The sequence below is a fragment of the Geodermatophilus sp. SYSU D00766 genome, assembly GCF_054049915.1.
In genome coordinates, this window is record NZ_JBJGYI010000042.1 from 1 (window position 1) to 13,259 (window position 13,259).

Consider the following 13,259-nt stretch of genomic DNA (forward strand, 5'->3'; position numbering starts at 1 on the left):
CCCCCCCCCCCCCCCCCGCGCGCGCGCCGGCGGCCGGCCCCCCCCCCCCCCCCCCCCCCCCCCCCCCCCCCCCCCCCCCCCGCCCCCCCCCACGGCTCACATGCTGGCGATGAGCTTCTCCACCCGCTCGTCGACGCTCTTGAACGGGTCCTTGCACAGCACGGTGCGCTGGGCCTGGTCGTTGAGCTTGAGGTGCACCCAGTCGACGGTGAAGTCGCGCCGCTTCTCCTGCGCCCGGCGGATGAACTCCCCGCGCAGCTTGGCGCGGGTGGTCTGCGGCGGCACGTTCTTCGCCTCGAACACCCGCGGCTCGTGCGCCACCCGCTCCACCTGCCCGGCGCGCTCGAGCAGGTAGTACAGCCCCCGGGTGCGGGAGATGTCGTGGTAGGCGAGGTCCATCTGCGCCACCCGCGGCGAGGACAGCGACAGGTCGCGCTTGGTGCGGTACCGCTCGATGAGGGAGAGCTTGATCGCCCAGTCGATCTCCCGGTCGATGAGCGAGAGGTCGCCGCTGTCGACGGCCTTGAGCACCCGGCCCCACAGCTCGAGCATCTGCCGGTGCACCGGGCCGAACCCCTCCCGGTCGACGAACTCCGCGGCGCGGGAGTGGTACTCGGCCTGGATCTCCAGCGCCGACATCTCCCGGCCGTTGGCCAGCCGCACCTTGCGGCGGCCGGACGTGTCGTGGCTGATCTCGCGGATGGCGCGGATCGGGTTCTCCAGCGCCATGTCCTTGATCGGCACCCCGGCCTCGATCATCCGCAGCACCAGGTCGGTGATGGTGACCTTGAGCAGCGTCGTCGTCTCGCTCATGTTCGAGTCGCCGACGATGACGTGCAGCCGCCGGTAGCGCTCGGCGTCGGCGTGCGGCTCGTCGCGGGTGTTGATGATCGGCCGCGAGCGGGTGGTCGCCGAGGACACGCCCTCCCAGATGTGCTCGGCGCGCTGGCTGACGCAGTAGATCGCCCCCCGCGGGGTCTGCAGCACCTTGCCCGCGCCGACCACCAGCTGCCGGCTGACCAGGAACGGGATGAGGACGTCGGCCAGCCGGCTGAACTCCCCGTGCCGGCCCACCAGGTAGTTCTCGTGGCAGCCGTAGCTGTTGCCGGCCGAGTCGGTGTTGTTCTTGAACAGGTAGATGTCGCCGGTGACACCCTCCTCGGCCAGCCGCTGCTCGGCGTCGACCAGCAGGCCCTCGAGGATCCGCTCCCCGGCCTTGTCGTGGACGACGAGCTCGACGAGGTCGTCGCACTCGGCGGTGGCGTACTCCGGGTGGCTGCCGACGTCGAGGTAGAGCCGCGAGCCGTTGCGCAGGAACACGTTGGAGCTGCGCCCCCACGACACCACGCGGCGGAACAGGTACCGCGCGACCTCGTCCGGGGACAGCCGCCGCTGGCCCCGGAAGGTGCACGTGACGCCGTACTCGGTCTCGATCCCGAAGATCCGTCGGTCCACGGACCGAGCCTAGGCGCCGCAGCCGACTCCGGCCGGTTCCCGCGGCGGGGTCAGTCCTCGCCGCGCGCCGCGCCGCCGGAGCCGCCGTCGGGGCCGCCGCCGGCGCCGTCGGCCGGGCCGGTCTGCGGGCCGCTGCCCTCCCCCGAGCCGCCGGTGCCGCCGGCGGTGTCCGGCGCCGCGGGGTCGCCCAGGCCGGCCGGGGTGCCCGGCTGCGGGGCGCTGGGCGTGTGCGCGTGGGTGGCGCCCTCCGGCGCGTCGTCACCGGCGGCCCGCTCGCCCAGCAACGACCGCAGGGCCGCGCCCACCACCCGGCGGAACGCCCGCTTGGGCCGCCGCCGGTCGAGGACGGCGACCTCGAGCTGGGTGGCCGCGAGCAGCTCCCCGGACCCGTTGCCGCCCGACATGGCCGGGCTGACCGCCGACAGCGCCCGGACGCCGACCATGAGCGCCTCGCCCAGCGGCAGGCCCTGCCGGAAGTTCTCCCGCAGGTGGCCGGTGACCGCCTCGGCCTGCCCGCCCATGACGACGAAGTCCGGCTCGTCGACGACCGAGCCGTCGAAGGTGAGGCGGTAGAGCTGGTCGGCCTCGGGGTCGGTGCCCACCTCGGCGACGCACAGCTCGACCTCGTAGGGCTTCATCTGCTCGGTGAAGATCGCGCCGAGGGTCTGCGCGTAGGCGTTGGCGATGACCCGCCCGGTGACGTCGCGGCGGTTGTAGGAGTAGCCGCGGACGTCGGCCAGCCGCACGCCGGCCACCCGCAGGCTCTCGAACTCGCTGTAGCGGCCGACGGCGGCGAAGCCGATCCGGTCGTAGATCTCCCCGACCTTGTGCAGCGTGGAGCTGGGGTTCTCGGCGATGAACAGCACGCCGTCGGCGTAGGTGAGGACGGCGACGCTGCGTCCGCGGGAGATGCCCTTGCGGGCGTACTCCGAGCGGTCGCGCATCAGCTGCTCGGGCGAGGCGTAGTACGGCATCGTCATGGCGTTCAGGCCCCCCGGTCGACGTTCTCGCGGTCGGCGGCGGCGCGCTCACCGACGATGGTGTCGGCGACCCCGGCCACCTCGGCGTCGGTCAGCCGCACCGCGCCTTCCGCGTCGACGCGGTACACGATCGGGTAGAGCCGCCGCACCGGGTCGGGGCCGCCGGTGGCGGAGTCGTCGTCGGCGGCGTCGTAGAGCGCCTCGACCACGGTGCGGGTGGCGGCGCCGCCGTCGAGGCCGGACCGCCACGTCTTCTTCAGCGAGTTCTTGGCGAACAGCGACCCCGAGCCGACGGCGGCGTAGCCGCGCTCCTCGTAGTTCCCGCCGGTGACGTCGTAGCTGAAGATCCGGCCCGGGCTGGCGCCCTCGGCGGCGTCGAGGTCGTAGCCGGCGAACAGCGGGACGACGGCGAGGCCCTGCAGCGCGGCGCCGAGGTTGCCGCGGATCATCTGCGCCAGCCGGTTGGCCTTGCCGTCGAGGCTGAGCGTCAGGCCCTCGATCTTCTCGTAGTGCTCGAGCTCGACCTGGTAGAGCTTCACCATCTCGATGGCGATGCCCGCGGCGCCGGCGATGCCGATGACCGACCAGGTGTCGGCCGGGTAGACCTTCTCGATGTCGCGGCTGGAGATCAGGTTGCCCATCGTGGCGCGCCGGTCGCCGCCCATGAGGACGCCGTCGGCGTAGGTGACCGCGACGATCGTGGTGCCGTGCGGGGTCAGGTCGCCGGCGTTCACGGTCGGCAGGGGGCGCTTGCCGGGCAGCAGGTCGGGCGCGGCCTGGGCCAGGAAGTCGGTGAACGAGGAACCCACCCGGTCCAGGTAGGCGGGCGGGAAGCCGCTCCGGCCGGTGTGCGACTGGGTCAACCCGTCCACCTCTCCGCCCGCTCGCGGGGCGCTCCTCGACGTGCCGCGGGCACCCCGCGGCGGCTGTCGCCGACCCTACCGGCGCCGCCGGTCCCCCACCGGGGGCGACGGGGGACCCCGGTCGGAGCGCAGCCCCGCACCCGCCGGCGCGGCTCAGCCCGCGGCGGGACGCTCCAGGGCGGCGACGAGCTTCGCCACCCGGCCGCGGACCACGTCGTGCGTGGTGCACCCGGCGCCGCGGTGGCGCAGGGCGGACGCGCCCGGGGCGGGCGACCGTCGCCGTCCTCGTGACGGGCGCTGCGGATCTCCCGACCCTCGCTGCGCGTCGCGGTGGCGCTCGACGTACTCCGCGGCGGCCCGCAGCACCGCCGGGTCGTCCCTGAACTGACCCAGGCCGCCGTTGCAGTTGAAGCAGAGCAGCTGGCGCACCCGGCCGGTGGCGTGGTCGTGGTCGACGTGCGCGGCCGGCGCCGTGCGGCAGACGGCGCAGCGGCCCTTCTGGGCGGCGAGCATCGCGTCGGCCTCCTCGGCCGTGATGCCGTACCGCCGCTGGAGGTGGTAGGTCCGCGAGCCGCCGACCCTGTCCTTGGACGCCTTGCCGCGGACGTTGTGGCAGGGCTTGCAGTACGTGTACACGCCGCTCGAGTTGGCGGTGGTCGTGGGGAAGTCCGAGACGGGCTTGACGGTGTCGCAGTCGGGGCACCACTTGGACCCGGACGGCACGTCTCGACCTACCGGGAAGCGGCGGCTCGGCGGACCGAGCCGCCGCTGTCGGGAGTCCCGGGACCTCGCCCTCGCATGGTCTCGGCAGTAGAACGCGAGGCCGTCTGCTCGACGTCTGTCGCGGGTGAACTGGTCGACCGGACGGCTGGCGCCGCAGTCAGGGCACCATTTTGAGTCAACCATTCAGACCGCCATTCTGGAAAGCCGAGAACGGCTTTCACTGACCCCCTTTTTGCACATATGAGCGAACGAATTCCTCGGCATTCTCCTCGAGGACGTCGTCGATCTCGTCCAGGATGGCGTCGACGTCCTCGGACATCTCCTTGTGCCGCTCGGCGACCTCGGCGTCGACCGACGCCTCGACCTCCTCGGTCTCCTCCCGGGTGCGGGTGGTCCGCGCCTGCCCGCCGGTGTCCCTGGTGGCCATGTGCCCTCCCCTGGTGCGCGCCGAGTGCGTGCTGGTGCCGAAACTACCCGCAGGTACCGACATCCGGCGGTCTCAGCCGGCCGCGCCGAACCGCTCCAGCAGCGCCTGCCGGATCGCCGGCCGGGAGCCGAACACCAGCAGGAACACCGCCTCCCGCGCCGTACGCTCCGCGACGCCGCCCGTCCGCGCCGCCGCGCTGCCGGAGGCCACCACCAGCGCCCCGGCGGCGCGGTGGGCCAGGGCCGCGGCCTCGGCGCGGGCCGCGGGCAGCTCCGCGGGGCCGGCGGCGTCCAAGCGCGCCCGGACGGCGTCGAGCGCGACGTCCAGCGGGGAGGGCCCGACCAGCCGCGCGCAGCGCAGCGCCAGCCCGAGCGCCAACGACCCGTTGAGCCGCAGCCCGCCGGCGTCGGCGGCGCGCACCTGGGCCAGCGGGGTGGTGCCCAGCAGCCGGTCGGCCGGCACCCGGTGGCCGGTGAGCCGCAGCTCCACCGTGGCGCTGGCCTGTACCGCCACCAGCGACTGCGGCACCGCCGCGAGCGTCGGCCCGCCGACCGCGTCGGCGAGCACGAAGGCCACGTCCTCGCCGTCGCGGGCCGCCACCAGGACGACGTCGACGAGACCCCACCCGGTCACCCACGGGACGGCGCCGTCGAGGACCAGGTCGCCGCCGTCCCGGCGCACGGTCACCGGGGCGGCGTCGGGGCGGGTGGCGGCCTGCAGCGCGATCCCGGCGCGGCGGCGGCCGCGGCACAGGTCGGCCAGCAGGTCCGGGTGCGTGCCCGCGGCGGCCAGCCGGCCGACGACGCCGTGGTGCTGCAGCCAGACGAACGCCGTCGCGAGGTCCCCGGCGGCGAGCTCCTCGGCGACGGCGGCGAGCGTCGCCACGTCGGCGTCGAGTCCGCCGGCGCCGGCCGGCCCCACCAGCCCGTAGAGGCCGGCGTCGGCCAGCGCGTCGAGGTGCCCGCGCGGCAGCACGCCGGTGGCGTCGACCCCGGCGGCCGCCGGCGCGAGCAGCTCCGCGGCCAGCCGCCGGGCGGCCTGCGCCGGGGCGGTCATCAGCCGCCGGTGATGGTGTCGACCAGCTCCTGCGCGCTCGACGTCGACTCGAACAGCACCCCCACGTGGTCGCGGGTGCCCTTGAGCGGCTCCATCGTCGGGATGCGCACCAGGTTCTCCCGGCCCAGGTCGAACACCACCGAGTCCCACGACGCCGCCGCGACCTGGGCGGGGAAGCGGCGCAGGCACTCGCCGCGGAAGAACGCGCGGGTGTCCCCGGGCGGGGTGACCATCGCGCGGGTCACCTCCTCGTCGGTGAGCAGCCGCTGCATCGAGCCGCGGGCGACGAGACGGTGGTAGAGGCCCTTGTCGGGGCGCACGTCGGAGTACTGCAGGTCGACCAGCTGCAGCCGGGAGTCGCCCCAGCCGAGCCCGTCGCGGGCGCGGTAGCCCTCCAGCAGCCGCAGCTTGGCCGGCCAGTCGAGCCGGTCGGCCAGCCGCAGCGGGTCGTCGGCGAGGACGTCGAGCACCTCGGCCCAGCGGCGCAGGACGTCGGCGGTCTGCTCGTCGGCGCCGCCGCCGCGCTCGACGAAGCGCACCGCCTGGTCGAGATAGGCGCGCTGCACGTCGACGGCGGTCATCCGGCGGCCGTCGCGCAGCCGCACCAGCGCGGTCAGGGAGGGGTCGTGGCTGACCGCCTGCAGCGTGGCCACCGGCTCCTCGAGGGAGAGGTCCTCGGTCAGCGCCCGCGCCTCGATCATCGCCAGCACGAGCGCCGTCGTCCCGACCTTGAGGTAGGTCGACAGCTCGGCGAGGTTGGCGTCACCGATGATCACGTGCAGCCGGCGGTACTCGTCGGGGTTGGCGTGCGGCTCGTCGCGGGTGTTGATGATCGGCCGCTTGAGCGTGGTCTCCAGGCCCACCTCGACCTCGAAGAAGTCCGCGCGGGAGGAGATCTGGAAGCCCTGGGTGCGGCCCTCGGTGCCGATGCCGACCCGCCCGGCGCCGGCGAACACCTGGCGGGTGACGAAGAACGGGATCAGCCCGCGGATGATCTCGATGAACGGCGTCCGCCGGTCCATCAGGTAGTTCTCGTGCGCGCCGTAGCTGGCGCCCTTGCCGTCGGTGTTGTTCTTGTACAGCTGGATCGGCTGGGTGCCGGGGATGCGCGCGGCCCGGCGGGCGGCCTCGGCCATCACCCGCTCCCCCGCCTTGTCCCACAGGACGACGTCGCGCGGGTTGGTGACCTCCGGCGTGGAGTACTCGGGGTGGGCGTGGTCGACGTAGAGCCGCGCCCCGTTGGTGAGGATGACGTTGGCCATCCCCGAGTCCTCCTCGAGGTCGTTGTGGTCGAGCGCCTGCGCCGGGGAGAGGTCGAACCCACGGGCGTCGCGCAGCGGCGACTCCTCCTCGAAGTCCCACCGCGGCCGGCGGCGGGTCGGCGCGTCGGCCACCGCCCAGGCGTTCACCACCTGGCTGGAGAGGGTCGTCGGGTTGGCCGTGGGCTGCCCGGGGACCGAGATGCCGTACTCGACCTCGGTCCCCATCACCCGCCGAACGCTCATGCGACCGAGACTAGGCCCCGCCCGGCGGCCGCCCGCGGACCCCGCGGCAGGTCCGCTGCGCACGCACCGACGGCGACCGGCCGCCCCGCGCGCGAGGGCGGGGCGGCCGGGACCGGGTCGGTCAGCGGGAGCGGCTAGAGGTACTGGCCGGTGTTGGTGGCGGTGTCGATGGCGCGGCCGGAGTCGTTGCCCTTGCCGCTGATGAGGGTGCGGATGTAGACGATCCGCTCGCCCTTCTTGCCCGAGATCCGCGCCCAGTCGTCGGGGTTGGTGGTGTTGGGCAGGTCCTCGTTCTCCTTGAACTCGTCGACGCAGGCCTGCATGAGGTGGCCGACCCGCAGGCCGCGCGAGCCGACCTCCAGGCTCTCCTTGATGGCCATCTTCTTGGCGCGGTCGACGATGTTCTGCAGCATCGCCCCGGAGTTGAAGTCCTTGAAGTACAGGACCTCCTTGTCGCCGTTGGCGTAGGTCACCTCGAGGAAGCGGTTCTCCTCGCTCTCGGTGTACATCCGCTCGACGGTGCGCTGGATCATCGCCTGCACCGTGGCCTGGGCGCTGCCGCCGTTCTCGGCGAGGTCGTCGGGGTGGATCGGCAGCGACGGCGTCAGGTACTTGCTGAAGATGTCGCGGGCGGCCTCGGCGTCGGGCCGCTCGATCTTGATCTTCACGTCGAGCCGGCCGGGCCGCAGGATCGCCGGGTCGATCATGTCCTCGCGGTTGGAGGCGCCGATGACGATGACGTTCTCCAGGCCCTCCACGCCGTCGATCTCGCTGAGCAGCTGCGGCACGATCGTGGACTCGACGTCGGAGGACACCCCCGACCCGCGGGTGCGGAAGATCGAGTCCATCTCGTCGAAGAACACGATGACCGGGGTGCCCTCGCTGGCCTTCTCCCGGGCGCGCTGGAACACCAGCCGGATGTGCCGCTCGGTCTCCCCGACGTACTTGTTGAGCAGCTCGGGGCCCTTGATGTTGAGGAAGTAGCTCTTGGCCTGCCCCTCGCCCTTCACCGCGGCGACCTTCTTGGCCAGCGAGTTGGCCACCGCCTTGGCGATGAGCGTCTTGCCGCAGCCGGGCGGGCCGTAGAGCAGGATCCCCTTGGGCGGGCGCAGCTCGTACTCGCGGAACAGGTCGGCGTGCAGGAACGGCAGCTCGACGGCGTCGCGGATCTGCTCGATCTGCCGGGCCAGGCCCCCGATGTCGGAGTAGTCGATGTCGGGGACCTCCTCGAGGACGAGCTCCTCGACCTCGCTCTTGGGGATCCGCTCGTAGACGTAGCCCGACCGGGACTCCAGCAGCAGCGAGTCGCCGACCCGCAGCGGCTGGTCGGTGAGGGAGTCGGCGAGGTAGACCACGCGCTCCTCGTCGGTGTGGCCGATCACCAGCGCGCGCTGGGTGACGCCGTCGACCGGCTCGAGCAGCTCCTTGAGCATGACGACGTCGCCCTGCTTCTCGAAGCCGAGCGCCTCGACGACGTTCATCGCCTCGTTGAGCATGACCTCCTGGCCGGGGCGCAGCGTGTCGCCCTCGACCGCCGGGGAGACCGACACCCGCAGCTTGCGGCCGCCGGTGAAGACGTCGACGCTGCCGTCGTCGTGCCGGCCGAGGAAGACGCCGTAGCCCGACGGCGGCTGCCCGAGCCGGTCGACCTCCTCCTTGAGCGTGATCAGCTGCTCGCGCGCGTCGCGCAGCGTGCCGGCGAGCTTGTCGTTGCGCTCGGAGAGGAAGGCCGCGCGGCCCTCCGCCTCGGCGATCCGCTCCTCCAGCGCCCGCACCTGCCGCGGGCTCTCGGACACCTTCCGGCGCAGCAGGCCGATCTCCTCCTCGAGGTAGGAGATCTGGGAGAGCAGGGCGGAGACGTCACGCTCGCGCCGCGCTCGGAACTCGTCGGGACCATCACCATGGCCGGGGCCCATCGCGCACCTCCGCACACATCGGGGGGAGCCAGGAGGCAAATCTATACACGCCGACCGACAGCACGCCCGTGGCTCGCGGTGGTCGGTCGAGAGCGCAACGGCGCCGGTTCAGTGCTTGGCGGCGCGACGCTGGCGGACCGGGGCGACGACGCCCTCGGCCAGCCGCCGAGCGGTCACCAGGAACGCGGTGTGGGCGACCATGCGGTGCTCGGGGCGCACGGCGAGGCCGACGGCGTGCCACGGCCGCACCAGCGACTCCCACGCGTAGGGCTCGGTCCAGCAGCCCTGCGCGCGCAGCGCCTCGACGTAGGTGGACAGCTGGGTGACCGTGGCGACGTAGCCGACGAGCACGCCGCCGGGGCGCAGCGCGGCGGCCACGGTGGGCAGCACCGCCCAGGGCTCGAGCATGTCGAGCACCACCCGGTCGACGACCTCCTCGGCGGGGTGGTCGGCGAGGTCGCCCAGGCGCAGGTCCCAGGTGTCGGGCACCCCGCCGAAGAAGGCGCCGACGTTGCCGCGGGCGACGTCGGCGAAGTCCTCCCGCCGCTCGTAGCTGGTCACCCGGCCGTGCTCACCGACGGCGCGCAGCAGCGAGCAGGTCAGCGCCCCGGACCCGGCGCCGGCCTCGAGCACCCGCATGCCCGGGCCGATGTCGCCGGAGCCGACGATCTGGGCGGCGTCCTTGGGGTAGATGACCTGCGCGCCGCGCGGCATGGAGAGCACGAAGTCGGCGAGCAGCGGGCGCAGCGCCAGGTAGCCGGTGTTGGCGGTGGAGTGCACGACCGAGCCCTCGGGCGCGCCGATGAGGTCGTCGTGGGCGATGGCGCCGCGGTGGGTGTGGAACTGCTTGCCCGGCTCGAGGACGACGGTGTGCAGCCGGCCCTTGGGATCGGTCAGCTGCACCCGGTCACCGGCGGCGAAGGCGCCGGGCACGGCGACCCGCTCGACGGGGCCCGGCTGCTCCTCCCCCGCGGGCACCGGCTCGGCGGTCGGGGCCGGTGCGGCGCTCGTCGCGGTCTGGCTGGGCTCGGGCTGCTCGTCCACGGGCGGCCAGCCTAGGCGCCTCCCGTCGAACAGCCCCCCGGCGCGGGGGACGCCGGACTGTCGGTGGCCCGGCCTAGCCTCGGGGACGTGACTGCAGTGTTCTCCTCCGACACCGCGGCCGACGGCGAGCAGGCGGCGCCACCGGCTCCCGAGCGGGCGCCGCGCCGGCCGTCGCTGTCCCCGAGCCGGGCGGCGGACTTCAAGACCTGCCCGCTGCTCTACCGGTTCCGCACCATCGACCGGCTGCCCGAGAAGCGCAGCCCGGCGGCGGTGCGCGGCACGCTGGTGCACGCGGTGCTGGAGCGGCTCTACGACCTGCCGCAGGCACAGCGCACCGTCGAGGCGGCCCGCGAGCTGGTGGCGCCGGCCTGGGAGGAGCTGCGGGCCGACCCGGAGGTGGCCGCGCTGTTCGCCCCGGGTGAGGACGGCGCCGCGCCGCCGTCGCTGCAGACGTGGCTGGAGTCGGCCGGGAAGCTGGTGGAGACCTACTTCCGGCTGGAGGACCCGACCCGCATCCAGCCCGAGGGCCGCGAGCAGCTGGTCGAGGTGACGCTGCCCGACGGGCTGCTGCTGCGCGGCTACGTCGACCGGCTCGACGTCGCCCGCAACGGCGCGCTGCGGGTGGTCGACTACAAGACCGGCTCGATGCCGCGGGAGGCCTTCGAGGCCAAGGCGCTGTTCCAGATGAAGTTCTACGCGCTGGTGCTCTGGCGCACCCGCGGCGTGGTGGCCAGCCAGCTCAAGCTCATCTACCTCGGCGACGGCGAGGCGCTCACCTACGCCCCCGACGAGGCCGAGCTGCTCCGCTTCGAGCGGACGCTGCTGGCCATCTGGGCGGCGATCGAGCGGGCGGTGGCCACCGGCGACTTCCGTCCCAACCGGTCGCGGATGTGCGACTGGTGCGACCACCAGGCGCTGTGCCCCTCCTTCGGCGGCACCCCCCCGCCGTTCCCCGCCGACGCCGCCGCCGCGGCCGGGTGGGCCACCCTCCCCCTCGTCGAGCGCGACTGACCCGTCGCCGGCGGAGCGCCCGCGCACCTGGTCCCTCGGCCCCGGGCCCAGCTCCCGGCCACTGCCCCGCCTCTGAGAACGATCATGGAGCCGCGGTGGCGACACGCCGTCCCCGGGCGGCGTGCCGCCACGCGAACTCCACGATCGCGGGGACCGGGCCCGGCTGAGTCCCCGTGCGTCACCGCTCCTCCTCCACGGGGCAGCCGGCCGACGACTTCCGCATTTCCGTTGGGGATAACGGCCGGGCCGCCGTGCGCGCGATGCCAGCGAGACGCGCCAGCCCACGTCGACCGGCCGGCGCGGCTGGTCCTAGCGTCGGGTCCCCATCCACCCCCGGGAGGCGGCATGCGGGCATACCGGGCCGAGCGCGCCTTCGACGGGGAGCGGGTGCTGCCCGGCGGCGCACTGGTGCTCGTCGAGGACGGCCGCATCCTCGCCGTGCAGCCGGCCGGCACCGCCCCACCCGACGGCGTGCCGGTGGTCGAGCGGCCCGGCGCGACGCTGCTGCCCGGGCTGGTCGACACCCACGTGCACCTGTGCGGCGACGCCGGCCCGCGGGCGCTGGACCAACTGCCGGAGCTGACCCCCGACGAGGTCGACGCGACCGTGGCGAGGAGCCTGCAGCAGCACCTGGCCGCCGGGGTGACCACGGTGCGCGACCTGGGCGACGTCGACTGGGCCGTCGTCGACCGGGCGCCGCGCACCGGGCCCACGGTGGTCGCGGCCGGGCCCCCGATCACCTCACCGGGCGGGCACTGCTGGGCGATGGGCGGCCAGGCCCGCGGCGTCGAGGCGTTGCGGGCCGCGGTGCGGGAGCGCGCCGGGCGCGGTGCCGGGGTGGTGAAGCTGATGGCCAGCGGCGGGCTGCTCACGCCGGGCACCGACGCGACCACCTGCCAGTTCACCGACGCCGAGGTGCGGGCGGTGGTCGACGAGGCGCACCGGCTCGGCCTGCCGGTGACCGCGCACGCCTACCCGTTGGCCGCGATCCGGCAGGTGGTCGCCGCCGGCGTCGACGGCATCGAGCACGCCCTGTGCCTGGACGGCACCGACTGGGGGATCCCACCGGACCTGACCGCGGATCTCGCCCGTGCGGGCACCGCCGTGTGTCCCACGCTGGGCACCACGCCGGGCAGCGTGCCCGCGCCACCCGCCCGGGAGCTCTTCACCCGCCTCGGGCTCACCCAGGAGGCCCGCGCGGCGGAGTGCGCCCGGCTGCACCGGGCCGGCGTGACGCTGGTCAGCGGGGTCGACGCCGGCATCACGCCGGGCAAGCCGCACGGGATCGTCGGGCGGGCCGTGGCCTCGCTGGCCGGCGGCGGGGTGCCGGCACCCGAGGCGCTGGCCACCGCGACGTCGGCGGCGGCGCGGGCGTGCGGCCTCGGCGGGCGCACCGGACGGCTGGCGCCGGGCCTGGACGCCGACCTGCTGCTGGTCGACGGCGACCCCACCGCCGACCCGCTCGCGCTGGAGCGGGTCGCGCTGGTCGTCTCCCGCGGCCGGGAGGTGCTCCCCGCGGGCTGAGGGTGCCTCAGGCCCCGCTGGCGACCGGCTCCCGCCCGGCGAGGACGTCGCCGAGGTCGGCCAGGCCGACGCCGACCAGCGTGTCGCGCAGCACCAGGCCCGGCGCGGGCGCCAGCGGCTGCAGCGACGGCACGCCGAGCACCGCGCAGCCCGCCGCCAGGCCGGCGGCCACCCCGGACGCGGAGTCCTCCACGACCACGCACCCGGCCGGGTCGACGCCCAGCCCCGCGGCGGCTTGCAGGTAGGGCGCCGGGTCGGGCTTGCGGGCGGGCACCTCGTCGCCGCAGACGGTCAGGTCGAACGGCGGCACGTCGAGGTCGGCGGCCAGCCGGGCGAGGACGAGGTCGGCGAGCCGGCGCGGGGTCGTCGTCACCAGGGCGGCGGGCAGGGCGGCCGCGCGCACCTCGCTGAGCAGCTCGCGCGCCCCCGGGCGCCAGCGGACGTCCCGGGCGAGCAGGTCGGCGACGACGTCCTCGACCCAGGCGGCGTCGGTCTCCCACCGCGCGGCGCGGTCGAGGCCCAGGTCGGCGTAGAGGATGCCCAGCGCGGTGCGCATGCTGGTGCCCACGGTGGCCTCGCGGGCCGCGCCGCTGAGCTCACCGCCCAGGCGCCGGGCGAGGGCGAACAGCGCCCTCCCCCAGTGCTGCTCGGTCTCCACGAGGGTGCCGTCCATGTCCAGCAGGACGGCGAGGGGCCGGTTCGGCATGGGTGGTCGTGTCCTCAGGCTCGTCGTCCCGGGCGCCGGGCGGGGCGCA

General features: G+C 74.7%; 12 protein-coding genes. 2 read left to right on the plus strand and 10 right to left on the minus strand.

Features of this window, described 5'->3' with window-relative positions:
• Positions 1–96 precede the first annotated feature (96 nt).
• The 9 genes from pafA to ACI8AD_RS21510 form a co-directional block, all read right to left on the minus strand.
• Entirely contained in the window at positions 97–1,455 is a 1,359-nt protein-coding gene (pafA, locus tag ACI8AD_RS21470; RefSeq protein ID WP_456872565.1) for a Pup--protein ligase, read from the minus strand.
• A gap of 50 nt (positions 1,456–1,505) precedes the next feature.
• The gene (gene prcA / locus ACI8AD_RS21475; protein ID WP_456872566.1) at positions 1,506–2,435 is read right to left on the minus strand and encodes a proteasome subunit alpha; all 930 of its coding nucleotides are present in this window, start codon (positions 2,433–2,435) and stop codon (positions 1,506–1,508) included.
• Between the two features lie 5 nt (positions 2,436–2,440).
• Entirely contained in the window at positions 2,441–3,298 is an 858-nt protein-coding gene (gene prcB / locus ACI8AD_RS21480) for a proteasome subunit beta (protein ID WP_456872567.1), read from the minus strand.
• 153 nt (positions 3,299–3,451) lie between these two features.
• Positions 3,452–4,021 (minus strand): endonuclease VII domain-containing protein, encoded by a 570-nt coding sequence (locus tag ACI8AD_RS21485; protein WP_456872568.1) that lies wholly within the window; start codon positions 4,019–4,021, stop codon positions 3,452–3,454.
• 217 nt (positions 4,022–4,238) lie between these two features.
• Positions 4,239–4,448, minus strand: coding sequence for a ubiquitin-like protein Pup (locus ACI8AD_RS21490; protein WP_089403799.1), 210 nt, complete (start codon positions 4,446–4,448; stop codon positions 4,239–4,241).
• 72 nt (positions 4,449–4,520) lie between these two features.
• Positions 4,521–5,504: an acyl-CoA dehydrogenase family protein gene (locus ACI8AD_RS21495; RefSeq protein ID WP_456872569.1), complete on the minus strand. Its 984-nt coding sequence runs from the start codon at positions 5,502–5,504 to the stop codon at positions 4,521–4,523.
• Positions 5,504–7,009, minus strand: coding sequence for a depupylase/deamidase Dop (gene dop, locus ACI8AD_RS21500; RefSeq protein WP_456872570.1), 1,506 nt, complete (start codon positions 7,007–7,009; stop codon positions 5,504–5,506). Before dop ends, ACI8AD_RS21495 begins: the two co-directional genes overlap by 1 nt.
• A 134-nt stretch (positions 7,010–7,143) precedes the next feature.
• Positions 7,144–8,925, minus strand: coding sequence for a proteasome ATPase (arc, locus tag ACI8AD_RS21505; protein ID WP_089403796.1), 1,782 nt, complete (start codon positions 8,923–8,925; stop codon positions 7,144–7,146).
• A gap of 108 nt (positions 8,926–9,033) precedes the next feature.
• Entirely contained in the window at positions 9,034–9,969 is a 936-nt protein-coding gene (locus ACI8AD_RS21510) for a tRNA (adenine-N1)-methyltransferase (protein WP_456872571.1), read from the minus strand.
• Positions 9,970–10,056: 87 nt separating this feature from the next.
• Between ACI8AD_RS21510 and ACI8AD_RS21515 the strand changes: the two genes are divergently transcribed.
• Both ACI8AD_RS21515 and ACI8AD_RS21520 read left to right on the plus strand, forming a co-directional pair.
• Complete coding sequence (locus ACI8AD_RS21515) at positions 10,057–10,980, plus strand: RecB family exonuclease (RefSeq protein WP_456872572.1); 924 nt, start codon at positions 10,057–10,059, stop codon at positions 10,978–10,980.
• Positions 10,981–11,325: 345 nt separating this feature from the next.
• The gene (locus ACI8AD_RS21520) at positions 11,326–12,504 is read left to right on the plus strand and encodes an amidohydrolase family protein (protein WP_456872573.1); all 1,179 of its coding nucleotides are present in this window, start codon (positions 11,326–11,328) and stop codon (positions 12,502–12,504) included.
• Positions 12,505–12,511: 7 nt separating this feature from the next.
• On the opposite strand, the gene ACI8AD_RS21525 is transcribed toward ACI8AD_RS21520, so the two are convergent.
• On the minus strand, positions 12,512–13,210 hold the full coding sequence (locus ACI8AD_RS21525; RefSeq protein ID WP_456872574.1) for an HAD family hydrolase: 699 nt from the start codon (positions 13,208–13,210) through the stop codon (positions 12,512–12,514).
• Positions 13,211–13,259: the final 49 nt, after the last annotated feature.